Genomic DNA, 16,359 nt, shown 5'->3' on the forward strand with positions numbered 1-16,359 from the left:
CGATCCCGGTGGGCACCGGGATCTGCTGGCATTCAGAGCGTTAGGGAAGGCGACCATGGCAACATTCGCGCTGATCCATGGGGGCGGTTCGTCCGGATGGGACTGGCACCTTGTCATTCCCCTCCTCGAAAGCGCGGGCCACGAGGCAGTCGCCGTTGACTTACCCATTGAAGATTCACACGCCGGGCTCGAGGACTACGTTCGCGCCGTGGTCGATGCGATCGGCGGAAGGCACCACGTCATCGTCGTAGGTCATTCATTGGGAGGTTTCACGGCGCCTCTTGTCGGCGACGAGATCGACGCTGACGGGCTGGTCTATCTTGCCGGCATGATTCCAATGCCGGGGGAGAGCTTCACTGACTGGTGGGCCAATACGGGTCACGTCCACGAGTCGGTCGACGATGACCCGGCCGTGTCGTTCTTCAACGACGTACCTGAAGCGCTCGCCGCCGAGGCGCAACAAAGAGAACGTGACCAGCAGGGCAACTGGATGTCGAGTCCCTGGCCCGCGGCCCACCGTCCCGATATCCCCACGAGGGCCATCCTTTGCACGGAAGACCAGTTCTTCCCTGCACCGTTCATGAGGAGGCACATTCGCGAGCGCCTGGGGATCGTGCCTGTCGAGATACCGGGCGGACATTACGCGGCGCTGACCGAGCCCGCGGCGGTGGCGGCGGCGCTGAACGATTTCGCAATCGAGATCGCCTCTGCAGAGAGCAGCTGATTGTCGACGAATCATGTTTGTTCGCGGGGAGTGCGCCGCCGGTGTGGTGGCGGCGCACTCCGAGTGAACTGCAGGCGATCGCTGCTCAGCTGACGATCCCGGGGTTCAGCCGTTCTCCGCTGTCCACGTCGAACAGGTGGATCCGTCCTGGTTTGGGTGTCGCCGAGACCGTGTCGCCCGCCTTCGGGTGCGTCCGCCCGTCGACGCGCGCGGTGACGTTCACCCGCTCGTCGTCGATGATCGCGTGCCCGTAGAGGTAGCCGTCGGCGCCGAGTTCCTCGACGAGATCCACCGTTATCGTGAGCCCTGGCTCTGTCTCGACCCCAAGGGTGATGTCCTCCGGTCGGATGCCGATCGTGACGCGGGTGCCGGCCGCGTCCCGTATCTCGCGGTCCACCGCAACCGTCTGTGTGCCGAAGCGCACTCCGCGTTCGTTCACATCCGTGGTGAACAGGTTCATCGCCGGCGAACCGATGAACCCCGCGACGAAGACGTTCCTCGGGTTCTCATACAGATCGCGAGGCGTGCCCAACTGCTGCAGCGTGCCGTCGGCGAGCACCGCGATTCGATCCCCCATGGTCAGCGCCTCTACCTGATCGTGAGTCACGTAGACGGTCGTGACGCCCAGCCGGCGCTGGAGTGAGGAGATCTGCGTGCGGGTCTGCACTCGCAGCTTCGCGTCGAGGTTCGACAGCGGCTCATCCATCAGGAACACCTGCGGACTGCGCACGATCGCCCGGCCCATCGCGACGCGCTGGCGTTGACCGCCGGAGAGGGCCTTCGGCTTGCGCTCCAGGTACGGGACAAGATCCAACAGCTTCGCGGCATCGAGCACGCGCTGCGCGCGCTCCTCTTTGCCGACCCCGGCGATCTTGAGGGCGAAGCCCATGTTCTCCGCGACAGTCATGTGCGGGTAGAGCGCGTAGTTCTGGAACACCATCGCGATATCGCGATCCTTCGGGGGCACGTCGGTCACGTCGCGGTCGCCGATGAGAATGCGCCCGCCATTGACCTCTTCAAGGCCTGCGAGCATCCGCAGCGACGTGGACTTACCGGAGCCGGAGGGGCCAACGAGAACCAGGAACTCGCCGTCGGCAACCTCCAGATCCAGCTTGTCGACGGCGGGGCGTTGCACTCCGGGGAACGTTCGTGTTGCCTGGTCGAACCTCACGGTTGCCATTTCTTCTTTCCTTTCACCGGCAGGTACGTGCCGGACGATCCGTTGTGATGAGGAAGGGCTCTGAGGTCGGCCTCAGGCCCCGGGTTCTGAGGTCGACTCAGGCTGCACGCTCGACGAGCTCGGGGTTGCGTACGTCTTCGAGAGCCTGCGACCACGCGATGAGCTGGTCGAACAGGGTGTTCAGGAGGACGCCTTGAGAGTCGCCCGGGGTGAAGGTGGTGTAGTTCTCGAACTCGGTCGTGAGCGAGAGCGTCAGAGTCTGGCGCACTGTGGCGACGTGGAGTTCGGCCAGCACGAGCCGCAGGTGCTCGATCGCGCGAGCCCCACCGACGCCGCCGTATCCGACCAACGCGGCGGCCTTGTTGTTCCACTCCCGATGCAGGTAGTCGATTGCGTTCTTGAGGACGCCGGAGGTGGAGTGGTTGTACTCGGGGGTGACGAAGATGTATCCGTCGAACTCGGCGATCTTTTCGGACCACTTCCGGGTGTGGTCATTCTTGTACTGGCCTGTTGTCGGCGGCAGCGGCTCGTCGAGGTGCGGGAGCGGGTAGTCGATGAGATCGACGAGCTCGAACTCCGCGTCGCTGCGCCGGGCGGCCTGCTCGAGCACCCAGTCCGCGACCTGTTTTCCGTTGCGACCGGGGCGAGTGCTACCGAGGATGATGGCGATCTTGGTCATTGTGACGGTTCTCCTTCTTGGTGTGGCTGGTCGGTCGAGGTCAGAACGTAGTGGCGGTCGATGAGCCGGCGGAGGCCGTGGCGTCGATGAGTTCGCGCAGGTCATCGATCGGGAGGTTGGCACCGAATGTGGGATTGCCCGGCTGCAGGACGACCCCCGCGGCGAGAGGGCCGGCAATGACGGGATCGAATCCCAGCGCGTCGATGAACTCTGCGATGCGTACGAGGTCACTCTCCCGGTCGCCGGCGATCGCGATCGCCTTGCGGCTCGTGGAGCCTGCAGGCTGAGCTTCTTCCTCGAGGTCGTGGTAGCCCATGTGGTTGAGCGCTTTCACGACGTGTGAACCGGCAAGAAACTCTTGGACAACCTCACTCGTCGACGTGCGAGGGTCGTTGAGGTCGTCTCGGATTCCGTCGGTCTCCCACCAGTAATTCATCGTGTCGACCACGAGTTTGCCGTCGAGCTCTGCCATCGGAACGCTGCGGTACTTGCCGAGAGGAAGCGCGAGCAAGACGATGTCGGCCTCGCGGGCAGCCTCTTCTGAGCGGACGGCAGTCGCGCCTGGCGAGAGCACATCTATCGTGAGCGCGATCCGCTCTGGGTCTCCGGAGCCAGAGATCAGCACCCGGTAGCCCGCGGCGACCGCCAGACGGGCTAGAACCGTGCCAACCTTGCCGGCCCCGAGGATGCCGAGGGTCTCGCGGTCGCCGATGCTGCTGTCCATGTCATTCCTCCCGTTCATCGCGTTCATCGCTGGAAAGCCGCGCCGGTCATGGGCGATTGTGCGGGCGTCTCGGCGAGCAGTTCACGCACCATCGGGATCACCTTCGTGCCGTACAGCTCGACGGCACGAAGACGTGCGCTCGCAGACATGGCGCCGCCGGCTGAGTAGATGAGGTCGAACCGACCGGCATCCAGCGTGCGGATGGCGGCGGCCATCTTCCGGGCGACGGTCTCTGGCGAGCCGATGTACAACGATCCCTGCGCAACGTCGGCCTCGAAGTCGGATCGACTCAGGGGCGGCCAGCCGCGCAACGCACCGATCCGGTCTCGGACCACTTTGTACCCGGGGTAGAAGGTCTCCTTGGCCTCTTCGTCTGTCTCGGCGATGAAACCGGGGGAGTGCATACCCACCGGGTGGGCGGTGGTGCCCAATTGCTCGGTCGCCCGCCGATACAGGTCGACATACGGTGCGAACCGGTCAGGAGCACCCCCGATGATGGCGAGCATGAGTCGGAACCCGTATTGCGCCGTGCGGATCACGGACTGCGGTGAGCCACCGACGCCCACCCAGGTACGCAGCCGTCCCGAATCGGTCTTCGGGAAGACGTCCGCCTCGTGCAGAGCGGCGCGCGTCGTCCCTTCCCAGGTGACCGGCTTCTCGTCGAGCAGGGCATGGAAGAGGTCGATCTTCTCATCGAAGAGCAGCTCGTAGTCGGAGAGGTCATAGCCGAACAGCGGGAATGACTCGGTGAAGGATCCTCGGCCGAGGATGATTTCGGCGCGCCCGTTCGAGAGGGCGTCAACCGTCGCGAAGCGCTGGAAAACCCGCACCGGGTCGTCAGACGACAGCACGGTGACACCGGAGCCGAGACGGATGCGTTCGGTCGCCGTCGCGATTCCGGCCAGAACGGTCTCCGGTGAGGAGATCGCGAATTCGGGGCGGTGGTGCTCTCCGATGGCGACCGCGTCGATGCCCAGGTCATCGGCGAGCACCGCTTCGTCCAGGGTTGCGCGGATCGCCGCGCCGTACGAGACGACAGCGCCCTGGTCATCGCGGGGCAAGTCTCCGAATGTATCGATGCCGAACTCGAGCTTGGTGAAGTCGTTCATGATCTTTTTCCTTTCGCGGGTTTCAGGCATTGGTGGGGTTCAGGCATGGGCGGCTTTGCCGCCCTTGACGATCTCGGCGGCAGTTCGCCCGGTGAGTCGCCAGTCGCCGCGATCCTGCTCGAGCAGTTCGCGCACTCGAGGGACGACGCGTTCGCCGAACAGGCGGATGCTGTGCTCGCGGGCGTCCCGCGGAAGATGCAGCAGGTCGTACTTCAGGTCGAAGCGGGACAGATGGTTGGTGCGGATGATGCTCGCGATCTTCTGCGACACCGTCTCGGGTGATCCGACGTATAGCGCGCCCGTGTTGACTTCCACCTCGTACCGCTGGGCAGTGGGCGGGTAGAAGCCGCGCTCCTCGCTCATCGCGGTCACGACGGGTTCCCAGTACTTCCAGTGGATGTTCTTCGCCTCCTCATCGGTGTCGGCGATGAAGCCGAGGGAGTGCTGACCGATCGGAAGTTCTGGCCGACCGAACTGGGAGAGCGCGCGCAGATACAGCTCGGCATGCCCGGCGAACCGGTCGGGACGTCCGCCGATGATGGCCATCATCAACGGGAGGCCGTTTTGTGCTGCACGTACGACCGAATCGGGGCTTCCGCCGATCCCAATCCAGGTGGGGATCCCTCCCTGCGGCATCCGCGGATGCAGGCGTGCATTCTCCAGCGGCGCGCGGTGCTGGCCGGTCCAGGTCACGCGATCCTCATGCATCAGACGCAGAAACAGGTCGAGCTTCTCGTCGAAGATCTGCTCGTAGTCGGCGATGTCGTATCCGAACAGCGCAAACGACTCGATCGCGGAAGCGCGTCCGAGCACCAGTTGCGCCCGCCCATTTGAGAGCCCGTCGACGGTGGAGAACTGCTGATACAACCGCACCGGATCCTGCGTCGACAGGACAGTCACCGACGTTCCGAGCCCGATCGTCGATGTGGCCTGTGCGGCCGCGGCGAGGATCACAGGAGTGGCCGAGTCGACCATGCCCTCCCGGTAGTGCTCGCCCACGCTGAACACATCGAGTCCCACGGACTCCGCCAACTGAGCCTCATCGACGAGCAGCCGCAGCGTTTCAGCATCCGACATCACACGCCCGTCGTCTGTGGCGATGTCGCCGAAGGAGTTCAGCCCGAACTCGATGTCATCGATCTGAATCACCATGACCAGCGCCCTTCTCGTCTCCGGACTATCCGAATTGACGTGTCAATGCTGCAACATTGGTATTGACACATCCATTCCAAGGAGACGAAATGGCCGAGAATCACCGGACGATGCCCACGCGAGAGCAGTTGCGCATCTGGCGGGACTACATCGAGACGTCGCAGACGCTGCGCACGCGCCTAGACAGTCGGTTGCAGAGCGAGTCGTCGCTGTCGGCGAGGGACTACCAGGTGCTGCTCGCTCTGACGGAGGCGCCGCGCCATACTTTGCGGTCCTCGGAGCTGGCAACGCTGATCGGATGGGAGCGCAGTCGGCTCTCACATCATCTGGGACGAATGGAGAAGCGTCACCTGATCCAACGCGTCCGCTGCGCCGACGTTGTGCATGGGGTGGATGTCACCGCGACGGAATTCGCTCGGACGGCCTTCCGGGCCGGGTCTGTTCCGCACCTGCGCGCGGTGCGCGAGCTGTTCGTCGAGGCTCTCACCCCGGAGCAGCTCGCCCACCTCGATGACATCTCTGCCGCGCTTCGTCGGCATCTGGGTGTGGATGCCGTGCTCAGTGACCCCGACTGACCCGCCCACCATCTTGGCGCGTCGACTCTGCGATCATGTCGGCATACCCCTCAACGTACGTCGGGTACTCGAGAGGGCCCAACAGGGATCGGAGCAACGATCCGTCGTGTACCAGCCCGATCGGGTCGGCTGAGGCGTCGTCGGGCGGCGGGTCGACGCCGAGCGTGCGGGCGATGTATTCGACGACCTCTCCCAGTGGGACGGGCGCCGCATCCACCGCGTGCAGGAGCGGCGGCGGCTCCGGCATCCGCAGCAGCAGATCCAGCGTCCGTACGAGGTCGTCCTCGTGGATGCGGTTCGTGCGTCGACGATGGTTCACAACGGCGCCTTCCCGCACCTGCCGCAGGAGGAATCCTCGACCCCGACCGTAGATCCCGGCGGGGCGCACGACCACCGCGGAGAACAGCTCGATCGCCGCCCGCTCGCCGTCATACAGTGCGCGTGCGCGCTCGCTGGTCGGTGCAGGTTCGTCCTGCTCCGTGATCGGATGTGCGGATGCCGAGCCCTCGAAGACGCCAGTCGATGAGACGAAGAGCGTGCGAGGGGGAACGTTCGGGAGAGCATCCGCGAGGTGTGTCAGCGCCGTGCGGTAGCCGGAGACACCTCCGGGTGGTGGCAGAGTCACAATCATTGCGTCGACGGACGGCAGGCGTTCCTTCAGCGGAGTTGTCAGATCGCCGCGGATGCCGACGACCCCGTTCTGCAGGTCCGCGTCGCTACGGCGCAGTCCGATGACGGCGCCGCCGTCAGCGAGGAGCTTCGGCGCGAGACTCCGTCCGAGTTTGCCGAAGCCGACGAGGAGCGTGCGGCCGGGCGGCGCGGAGTTCCGAGGAGCGGGGGATTTCATCGAATCCAATCTGCCACACGCTTGGCTGCACCACGATCAGCGGAGCAGTCCGAGCTCGACGGAGAGTACAACGGCCTGGGTGCGATTGCTTGCGCCCAACTTTGAGAGAAGGTGCTCGATGTGCGTGGCCACCGTGCGACGCGTGATCTGCAGTGCGTCCGCGATCTTCGGATTGGTCCATCCAAGGGAGATCAGAGCGAGCACCTCTTGCTCTCGAGGAGTCAACGACATTCTCGTGCCAGCGATCATTGCGGTCACCGCGGCTTCGATCTCTTTGCGGGCGTGATCGAGTGCCTGGAGATCTGCATCCGAGAAGACTTCTGTATGCGTCGCGTTAATGTGCAGCGTGCCGACCGGGCGCTCGCCGCTTCGGAGCAGGAACGAGACCCCTTGTGTGTATCCGGCGAGGATGAGATGGTCGCGCGCCGTTGCCGTCTCCCGAAAGCTCGGCATTTTCGACCAATCGATGATCTCATCGGGGGTCTCTGAGGCGACTTGGAATTCCGGGCTGCGCGGGATGAAGTATTCCAAACCGTGCGCCACATGGGATGCTTCCATCCCGACGTTGTAAATCGGAACATCGGATTCCGAGGGGTTCGGCCGCGCGGTGACGAGAAGCGCGGCGAAAGGCACCTGTCCTCGCAGCTCGATTACGGCCTCGAGCATCAATTCACGAGGCCTTTTGGGCGCAAAGTTGTGGCTGTCGTTCACGGGGACTTGGGTGAAACGCTAGAGGCGCGGTTGCTGCCCGCGCGGGTGAGAGCGCGGTACATCTGCTTTGCAGAGGAGAATCCGGCGCGGTCGGCCGTCTCTGAAGCCGTCAGGATCTCGTCGCTGCCCGCTTCGTCGAGAGCCCCGGCAACGAGATGTTCCAGTGAGATGCCGAGGTGGCGTCGAGCTGATTCTGTGGCCGGCAGGGATGTGTTGAGCACGGAGTTCGTCATCGAGAGGAGTGCTCGCTGTGACGCGTTGTGCAGTCGGATCGGTTCGTGAAATCGAAAGCGTGAATGACCGGCTCGCAAAAACGTCGGCTCGAAGTACCAGACGAAGCGCGCGGTCTCGGTGAGCGTCCGCGCGGTCGTCGGTGCCTCGCCGTCGAGCAGGATGAGGGAGCCGGCCTCGGTTTCGACGGGAGAGCCGTCGACGTCGAACTCGAACCCGCCTTCGACCGTGTACACCAGGTAGGTGAGGTTCGGCGCGGCCGAGAGGTTGTATCCCGCAGAGTTGGACCATGCCCGGCCGACGCCGAATCTCGGATGCTGCATGGTGTCGGCGACGAGTCCCGGGTCGATAGCGCCTCGAGGCTGCCATCCGAAATCATCACAGTTCTCGGCGGCAACCGCACCCATCGGCATCGTGAATGAACTCCCATTTTCTGCAGCCAGCGCGGTCATTTCCTGCGCCATTTGGAATGGCGGGCGAACCGGCGCTCCGAAGGCGGTTGTCTTCTTATCGGTACGTTTCAACTCACGACGCTACTCGGTCCTACACCCGCATCGGCCATCTGACCGAGAGACATTTAGCGAATCGGTGTGTACCGTTGCCAATTGTCTCTGGGGAGCTGTTTTCAGTTGGGAGAAACAGGAAGCGGAATGCGTATGCAGGCACCCCAATGACGGCCGCGTGCGACGAGCGCCGCCTTCCCGCGGACGATCTCGTGACAGATGTGGGCGAAATCGTTGAAGCCGTCGAAAGCAAATCCTGGGAGCAGGTCGACGATCTGCTCAATGACAACTTCTACAGATACCTGCTGACAGACGGTGAATCGCTCCGTCGCGCGCTCTCAAGACTCCCCCGCGATTGGTTCGCTGCATTCCGACGCCATCGGCTGACGAGGGAGATTGCCTTCTCCAGTGGCGTCAGGCGATCGCTCGACGACAAGATTCAACGCGACTTCATCGACTGGGTCCGCACACAGGAACGGCCTGCCACACGCGACCTGATTGTCGTGCAGGCCTTGGAAATGCGCCGAATGCTCGTCGCTGACAGCTACCAGCGCGCTGCGACGAAGGCAGACGACATTCACGAGATAGTGGAACTCGCTGCCGACACCGACGGATTCCACGAAGTGCTTCCGCCTGTTCTGCTGCACACAGGTCAGAGCAAACTCCATGTTGGTGATCTGTCCGCGGCGTCTGAAGCATTCACACGAGCACATCGGTGGGCCAATTCTCGCGGCATACATCCCCACGGCAGATACATCCGAAGTCATCTCGCTCTCATCGACGCGCTGCACGGAGACTTCGTCCTCGCGCGAGCGTGGCTTCGCCCACCAGGCGAAGGCGATCAGGCTGATGAGGGCGCCGTCAACAACCACCACCTCGCAACGGCTGATCTGCTCATCCGTGCCTTCGTGAGCGTCTGCAGTGATTCCGCAGAGGAAGCCGAACGGGCGCTCGATCGAGTCGCCTATGAGCAGTCAGAGAGCGACCTCTGGTGGGTCGGTGTCCACGCTCGGGCGATCTTCGAACTCCAATGGGGGGACCCCAGACGGGGAATCGCACGGCTCGAGCAGGCGCTTCGCAACTACCGGTCAGCGAGCGCACCGGAACTCCTCGCGGGTCAGTTACTGCGGGCTGATCTCGCTAGCCATTACCAGATGGCTGATGAGCTCGATGCGGCCGAACGGGTACTCAAGACGCCAGGTCTTGCCCGATCGCATGTTCTCGTCAGGGCTGCCGAATCACGTCAGTTCTTGTTGCGGGGCCATCTCGATGAGGCATTCGACGCGCTTGACACCGATGCGGATACCGGAAGCGGCGAAGTCGTCGCTGCCACCTCGGTGCTCCGCGCCGTTATCGAGTACGCCGATTCAGGTAAGGCGACGGAACGCACCGTGTCCAAGGCCGCGGATCAGATTCGATCATCGGGAATGGCCGTTGCTTTGCAAGAAGCCAATGAACCAGTTCGGACGGATATCCTCAAACGTCTGGATGCGATTCATGCGCCGCCCCGGGCCCAGTATCGGTATTCCGGCGCCACCACCATTGACCTCAGTCAACGGGAGCAACAGGTGCTTTGCGCACTTGTCCGGCATGAGTCAGCCACCGCAATCGCGAACGAGCTGTATCTCTCCGTCAACACCGTGAAGACATATAAGCGCTCCCTCTATCGCAAACTGGGCGCTCGAAGCAGGGCCGAAGCGCTTGAGTATGCCGCCGCGCTCCGAGGTGTTGGCGAGTAAAACCATCCGCCAGGGTTAGCCGAGGGTGAGACCCGGGGTGAGAGCCGGGGTGGAATGAGGGTGAGTTAATGACGGCCCGAGGGTTGTTTACCCTCCCTGAGCTTTACCTGTGTGTGGCCTTTCGATTGACTCAAAAGGTCCATATGCAGCCAGGCCTCCGGCCTGGGAGGGGGGAAGCGCTCATGCGCTCACGTCAGAAGTATTCCGAACAGAGATCCGGGCCTTCCTGGGTCAGGAAGATGAGCTCCGTGCTTGCCACGGGTGCCTTGATCGCCTCAGGGCTGACATTCGCCACGACGACGTTGACCGCTGCGCCAGCAGAGGCTGCACAAGCGGGTGTGACCGCCGCCGCGGGCGCTGCTCAGCCCGCGAAGCTGATTTCGCCGCGGATGGCCCCAGGCAACCCGGGCGTCCCCTCTGACCCGGAGGTCGTGTTTGAGGAGGACTTCGAGAACGTCCCCGGCACGGCGCCGGTATTGCTGACGGACTATGTCGGCGTCGATGGAGACACCTACACCGCAGCGCAGCCTTGGCTGGAAGCGTGTAACGGCATCGTCGTCAACTTCAACATCCCGTTTACGATGCTGGGCAACTGTGCGGAGGAAGGCAGCTCCAAGCACATGCGCCAGATCGTCCAGGCGCTCGGCCAGCATGGCAGCCCTGACAACCCGAACGCGAATAACGCGGTCGCTGCCTATACCGAGGGTGACCCCGGAGCGAACCTGTCCGAGTTCGAGACGGTGAACCCGATCCCGCTCGCCACCGCTTCCGGCAGATTCCTCACTTTCAGCGTCGACGCGGCAGCAAAGAACTGTGTCGTCTCGGCGCCGCAGTACCAGTTCTCGTTCCTCGCCGAAACGGGTGCGGCAACTCCAGTCGGCGGCGTGATCGATGCGTGTGCGACCGGCACCACGGTGACCGGGCCCGCCGTCGATACATTGCAACCAGCACCGGTGAACGTGGGCACATACACGTCGAACGGCTCGGTGCTCTTCGACGGTGCCTCGCTTGGTGTTCGCATGACGAACGCCAACGACAGCGGAGCGGGCAACGACGCCGCGTTCGACAACATCCGCATCCTCGACGTCACCCCGCAGCTCGACAAGTCGTTCAGCCCCGCGGAAATCTACGCGGGACAGACCACCACGCTAACCTTCACAGTTACGAACACGAGTGAACTGGCGGCGAAGAACGGGTGGTCGTTCGCAGACGCGCTTCCAGAAGGCCTCGTCGTTGCTCCCACTCCGAATGCTTCGACAACCTGCCCCGCAGGCGTCGTCGCGGCGAACTCGGGTGACACCACGATCAGCGCGACCGGAAACCTGAGCGCGGGCATGGCCTCGTGCGAAATTTCGCTCGACCTGACGGCCTCAGAGGTCGGAACGTATACGAATGGTCCTGACAACGTCACTGAGTCCGGCCTGAACCCGCCGGCCGACACGCCGCTCATCGTTACGGATGCTCCGGAGTGGACATGCTCGGCCTTCGGCTACCTGTTCCAGACTCCTTCGGATGATGTGCACCAGATTTTCCAGGTGGACCTCGTTTCCGGTGCCTACGAGCAAATCGGTACGACCGACGGCAGCGTGAACGCGGTCGGCTACAACACGCTGGACGACTACGTGTACGGCTGGAACCAGAACACCAACACGCTCGTGAGAGTTGCGGCTGACGGCAGCTTGATCGACCTCGGTCGCCCGACTGGTGCGACCGCGACGAACTACCAGGTCGGCGATTTCGATGACCAGGGTCATCTCTTCCTGCAGTACGGCGGCTTCGGCACGCTCGAATGGATCGAGATCGACCTCGCGCCGGGCTCGGCGACCTACGCGGAGGTTGTGAATTCCGGTACGGCGACCAAACCAGCCGGCATCGGGACCATGCCATCGGATTGGGTTTTCGTCGGCGGCGCGTCCTACGGAATTGGGAACACGACGGCCGGTGCTGGTCAGTCACATCTGCTGAGTTTCGACCCCGAGACGAGCGCGACCACGGATGTTGGAACTGTCGCGAACACCGAGTTCAACGTGACCTACGGCGCAGGCTACGCGGATGCGGGCGGAAACCTGTACTTCGGCGCCAACTCGAGCGGGCAGATCATCAGAGTCGATCCGACGACGCGTGAGTCGATCGTTGTCTCCACCGGCCCAGCGGCCGGCGGCAATGACGGTGCACGCTGCGCCATTGCGCCGATTCCCACGATGACCGTGACCAAGGTCGTAGAGGGTCGTGTTGACGCAACCGATCAGTTCACAGTTGGACTGAACAATGACGCTGGCACGGTGCTGACCTCGGTGACCACCGTCGCCACCCAGGAGTCCGCTTCGACCACCAACTGGCCGGTCTCTCAGGGCTCGACCTACACCATCACTGATGCGATGGCGGCAGGTTCCAGTAGCTCTTTGGATGGGTACGTCGCGACGATTGAATGCACGAATACGGAGACGGGAGAAGCCGTCGCGTCGGAGGGCGATGTCGGGGCGTGGGCGGTTACTGTGACCTCGGCCGCCGAGATCGAGTGCGTGGTTACGAACAGCGAACTTGAGCTCGAGATCGAGAAGACCTCGGACATGACCGCAGACTCCCGTCCGGGAGACACTGTGGAGTACACGGTGACCGCGACGAACTCGGGCGCTGGCGATTACACGGACGCGGTTCCGGCAGTGGTCTTCGATGACCTTGCTGGGGTTCTGGATGACGCAGAGTACAACGGTGACGCTGTGGCTGTGGCATCCGATGGTTCGGATGTGTCCGTTCCTGCGTTCCTTGCTCCGTCGTTCGTGTCGTGGTCGGGTCCGATTGCCTCTGGCGAGTCGGTGACGATCACGTACACGGTGACGCTTGCTGGTGGTGGTGATGGCACGGTGCGGAACGTGGCATGGCAGCCGAACACTCCGCCAACGCCCGGGGACCCGCCGACGGACATCCCGACGTGTGATCCGGCAACCGCAGACGGCACCGACCCGGTAACGGGCGAGGCATGTGCTGTGGAGGAGAACCTTCTGCCGAAGCTGACGGTCGACAAGACGTCCGATGTGACTGACCTTCCCGCTACTGGTGGAGAAGTGACGTACACGGTGACGGTCACCAACGAGGGCCCCGGTGCGTACACCGAGGATGCCCCCGCAACGGTGACTGATGACCTCTCCGAGGTGCTGGACGACGCAGTGTTCGGTGAGATCACCGCACCTGCCGCTGGTGCGGTCTTCGATGAGGGCGCACAGGAACTCACCTGGTCCGGTGCGTTGGATATCGGTGAGTCTGTGGAGATCACCTACACCGTCACCTATGACTCGACCACGGGCGACAACGTCCTCTACAACGTCGCTTGCATCCCCGCAGACGACGCAGCCGCCCCCGGCGAGGACTGCTCTGAGTCGCAGATCCCGGCGGCAGCACTCGAGGTCACGAAGACGGCGGATCCCGCCGATGGCACTCGTGTCGTCGCAGGCCAGGACGTCACCTACACGGTGTCGTTCACGAGCACCGGCCAGATCGCCGCTGCCGTGGACAAACTTGACGACCTGTCGAACGTGCTCGATGACGCAACTCTCGACGAGGCATCGATTGTCACATCCAATCCGGCACTCACGGCGACCCTGAACGGGGAGCAGTTGGCGATTACCGGGTCGGTGCCGGCAGGGGAGACCTTCACAGTGTCCTATACGGTCACGGTGAACGCATATGCCGAGCAGGGTGATCACAGTCTCAACAACGTGGTCACAAACCCTGACGGCACATGCGAGGTCGGCGGATGCAAGGAGACGGAGCACCCGGTGCCCCACCTCTCGCTGACAAAATCTGCTGACACGACTGAGGGTGTGCAGACGGGCGACACGGTGACCTACACGGTCACAGTGACGAGCGACGGCGAGGGTGACTACACGACTGAGGATCCCGCCGTGGTCACGGACGACATGTCCGATGTGCTGGACGATGCGACCTACAACGGCGACGCCGTTGCGGTGGCATCCGATGGCTCGGAAGTTCCCGCACCGTCGTACCTGTCGCCGATGCTCGGCTGGTCTGGTCCGCTCGCGACCGGCGAGTCGGTGACGATCACCTACACGGTGACCGTGACCAACCTCGGTGATCACGACATGATCAACACGGCCAGCCTTGTCCTTGACTGCGCCGAAGGCGAGATCTGCGACCCGCCGATCCCGCCGGTCGAGGTGCTGCTTCCCTACATCACTCCTGCGAAGGCGTCTGACCCGGCTTCGGGTTCGACGGTCAACGCGGGCGATGTGGTGACGTACACCCTGTCGTGGACGAACAGTGGTCTGGTAGCCGGCTTGGTGGATTCGACGGATGATCTGTCGGATGTTCTCGATGATGGTGAGATCACCAGTGAGGTGGTGGTGGATGAGGCTCATGCTGACTCGATCGCTGCGGTGCTGGATATGGATGCTCAGACGCTCCGGGTGACCGGGGACTTGGCTCAGGGTGAGACGGTGACGGTGACCTACCAGGTCACGATCGGCGCTGACGGTGAGCGAGGCAACAACATGGCCGGCAACGTCCTCACCCCGGACGTGCCGCCGTACGTGCCGCAGGAGGACTGCGACGACTGCGAGCCGTTCGTGCCGCCGATGACGGAGCACCCGATCGGTGAGCTGGATGACTGGAAGACAGTCGACCCGGCATCGGGTTCGACGGTTCAGGCCGGTCAGGTCGTGACGTACACCCTGTCGTTCGAGAACACGGGTGAGGCGCCCATTGACGTGAACCGTGATGACGTCCTCACTCAGGTGTTGGATGACGCGGCTGTGACAACGGCGCCGGTGTCTTCGGATGCTGCGTTGACGGTGTCGGAGATCACGGATGGTCGATTCACTGTGGCCGGTTCTTTGGAGCCGGACCAGCTGGTCACGGTGACCTACACGGTCACGGTGAACGCGGATGGTGCGCGGGGCGATGACCGTTTGGGCAACTTCCTGGTGAACACCGGTGAGGAGCCTCAGACGGAGTGTGTGCCGGCTGATGGTGAGCGTGCGGACTGCACGGTCAACAACGTCTCTGCCGTGGTCGTGTCGAAGTCTTCGGACCCGGTATCGGGCACCGAGGTCGCGCAGGGTGAGAATGTCACCTACACGCTGACGTTCGAGAACGTGTCGACGGATGCTGACGCGGCTGGGGTGGCGATTGATTACACCGACCACATGGTTGATGTGCTCGATGATGCCACGCTCCAGGCGGGTCCGACTTCCTCTGCTGAGGCGGTCACGGCAGTGGCGGATAGCGACACGATCCGCATCACCGGTGCTGTGGCATCCGGCGATACGGTCACGGTCACCTACACCGTCACGGTGAAGGCGTACGACGAGCAGGGTAACCACGCATTGGGTAACGTCGTCGCGATCACCGGTGAAGAGCCGGTGTGCGCGCCCGACAGCCCGCTGTGCACTATCCATGACCTGCCCAAGCCGCCGCCTCTGGCAGCGACTGGTGGCGAGGTTACTTGGTGGGTGCTGGCAACAGCGCTGATCCTCCTCGCAGGTGGTGGAGCGCTCATGGTCGCTCGCCGCCGACGTACTGAAGAGAATGTCGATTTGATCAGCTGACGCAAGTACGGTGTCCCGCTTCCGACATGGAAGCGGGGCACCTTGCCTTAGGGCACTAAAACTCTGGGGGCCGCACCCTTCTTACCTCCCCCGGGGGACGGCCCCCAGTACCTTGCCGGCGCTCCGCCGCCGTCACAAGGAGTCAGGAAGTCATCGCCAGCCAATCTCAACCCGTGGCAGGTACCGTGACACTGTGAACACTCCTAGCCGAGTCCTTGTCGCGGTTGTCGCGGGCGCATCCATGGCCCTGCTTTCGGGGTGTTCAATGGATGTCGTGCTCTGGGGACCTGACGGTGCTCGCGTCATCAACTCGACCGAAGAGCTCATCGACGCCGCATCCTCGGGCGAACAACAAACGCTCGCCTGCGAAGACTCCACGACAGACTTTGGTGACTCGCCGGCGTGGGAGGGACTCAGCGCGGGGGAACCAGAACAGTTCAACGCTGAAACCTCCGTCGATCGGCCCTCGTTAGACGCCGCGTGGAGGATCAACCTTGAGGGATCAGCCAACGGGCATGCATCGGGTGAGGTAAGCCCGACTGATGTGTTCTATCGCGAGGCTGACAACGGCCTTTGCGTCGCGGACGTCATTTGGCAGACGATCGATCTCGGGTAGGTTTC

The 16,359-nt window shown here is 63.2% G+C and carries 13 protein-coding genes; 5 read left to right on the top strand and 8 right to left on the bottom strand.

Annotated features, from left to right (window positions below; genetic code table 11):
- Positions 1-55: 55 nt before the first annotated feature.
- Positions 56-724 carry an alpha/beta fold hydrolase gene (locus AC1C2Q_RS09880; protein ID WP_495449945.1) on the top strand — a complete coding sequence of 223 codons (669 nt, stop codon included), beginning with the start codon at positions 56-58 and terminating at the stop codon, positions 722-724.
- 85 nt (positions 725-809) lie between these two features.
- Here AC1C2Q_RS09880 and AC1C2Q_RS09885 read toward each other — a convergent pair whose 3' ends face one another.
- The 5 genes from AC1C2Q_RS09885 to AC1C2Q_RS09905 all read right to left on the bottom strand — a co-directional run bounded on the left by AC1C2Q_RS09885 (position 810) and on the right by AC1C2Q_RS09905 (position 5,568).
- On the bottom strand, positions 810-1,904 hold the full coding sequence (locus tag AC1C2Q_RS09885) for an ABC transporter ATP-binding protein (protein ID WP_495449946.1): 1,095 nt from the start codon (positions 1,902-1,904) through the stop codon (positions 810-812).
- A gap of 97 nt (positions 1,905-2,001) precedes the next feature.
- Positions 2,002-2,583 (bottom strand): NADPH-dependent FMN reductase, encoded by a 582-nt coding sequence (locus tag AC1C2Q_RS09890; RefSeq protein WP_495449947.1) that lies wholly within the window; start codon positions 2,581-2,583, stop codon positions 2,002-2,004.
- A 40-nt stretch (positions 2,584-2,623) separates the two neighbouring features.
- Entirely contained in the window at positions 2,624-3,307 is a 684-nt protein-coding gene (locus tag AC1C2Q_RS09895) for an NADPH-dependent F420 reductase (protein WP_495449948.1), read from the bottom strand.
- Between the two features lie 23 nt (positions 3,308-3,330).
- Positions 3,331-4,416: an LLM class flavin-dependent oxidoreductase gene (locus AC1C2Q_RS09900; RefSeq protein WP_495449949.1), complete on the bottom strand. Its 1,086-nt coding sequence runs from the start codon at positions 4,414-4,416 to the stop codon at positions 3,331-3,333.
- A gap of 39 nt (positions 4,417-4,455) precedes the next feature.
- A complete protein-coding gene (locus AC1C2Q_RS09905; protein WP_495449950.1) occupies positions 4,456-5,568 on the bottom strand; it encodes an LLM class flavin-dependent oxidoreductase in 1,113 nt (370 codons plus the stop codon).
- Positions 5,569-5,657: 89 nt separating this feature from the next.
- Between AC1C2Q_RS09905 and AC1C2Q_RS09910 the strand changes: the two genes are divergently transcribed.
- Positions 5,658-6,143, top strand: a complete 486-nt coding sequence (locus AC1C2Q_RS09910) for a MarR family winged helix-turn-helix transcriptional regulator (RefSeq protein WP_495449951.1) — start codon at positions 5,658-5,660, stop codon at positions 6,141-6,143.
- Here the strand turns inward: AC1C2Q_RS09910 and AC1C2Q_RS09915 are convergent.
- From AC1C2Q_RS09915 to AC1C2Q_RS09925, 3 genes are read right to left on the bottom strand one after another with little or no spacing between them, the layout of a single operon-like run.
- Entirely contained in the window at positions 6,127-6,990 is an 864-nt protein-coding gene (locus AC1C2Q_RS09915; protein ID WP_495449952.1) for a sugar nucleotide-binding protein, read from the bottom strand. The genes AC1C2Q_RS09910 and AC1C2Q_RS09915 overlap by 17 nt on opposite strands.
- A gap of 36 nt (positions 6,991-7,026) precedes the next feature.
- Entirely contained in the window at positions 7,027-7,701 is a 675-nt protein-coding gene (locus AC1C2Q_RS09920; RefSeq protein WP_495449953.1) for a response regulator transcription factor, read from the bottom strand.
- On the bottom strand, positions 7,698-8,456 hold the full coding sequence (locus AC1C2Q_RS09925) for an AraC-like ligand-binding domain-containing protein (protein ID WP_495449954.1): 759 nt from the start codon (positions 8,454-8,456) through the stop codon (positions 7,698-7,700). Before AC1C2Q_RS09925 ends, AC1C2Q_RS09920 begins: the two co-directional genes overlap by 4 nt.
- A gap of 146 nt (positions 8,457-8,602) precedes the next feature.
- Between AC1C2Q_RS09925 and AC1C2Q_RS09930 the strand changes: the two genes are divergently transcribed.
- The 3 genes from AC1C2Q_RS09930 to AC1C2Q_RS09940 all read left to right on the top strand — a co-directional run bounded on the left by AC1C2Q_RS09930 (position 8,603) and on the right by AC1C2Q_RS09940 (position 16,354).
- On the top strand, positions 8,603-10,174 hold the full coding sequence (locus AC1C2Q_RS09930; RefSeq protein WP_495449955.1) for a helix-turn-helix transcriptional regulator: 1,572 nt from the start codon (positions 8,603-8,605) through the stop codon (positions 10,172-10,174).
- A gap of 239 nt (positions 10,175-10,413) precedes the next feature.
- Positions 10,414-15,738 carry a DUF7927 domain-containing protein gene (locus AC1C2Q_RS09935; RefSeq protein ID WP_495449956.1) on the top strand — a complete coding sequence of 1,775 codons (5,325 nt, stop codon included), beginning with the start codon at positions 10,414-10,416 and terminating at the stop codon, positions 15,736-15,738.
- Positions 15,739-15,931: 193 nt separating this feature from the next.
- Positions 15,932-16,354, top strand: coding sequence for a hypothetical protein (locus tag AC1C2Q_RS09940; protein WP_495449957.1), 423 nt, complete (start codon positions 15,932-15,934; stop codon positions 16,352-16,354).
- The last annotated feature ends 5 nt before the right edge of the window (positions 16,355-16,359 follow it).

Source organism: Microbacterium sp. Y356, from assembly GCF_059445355.1.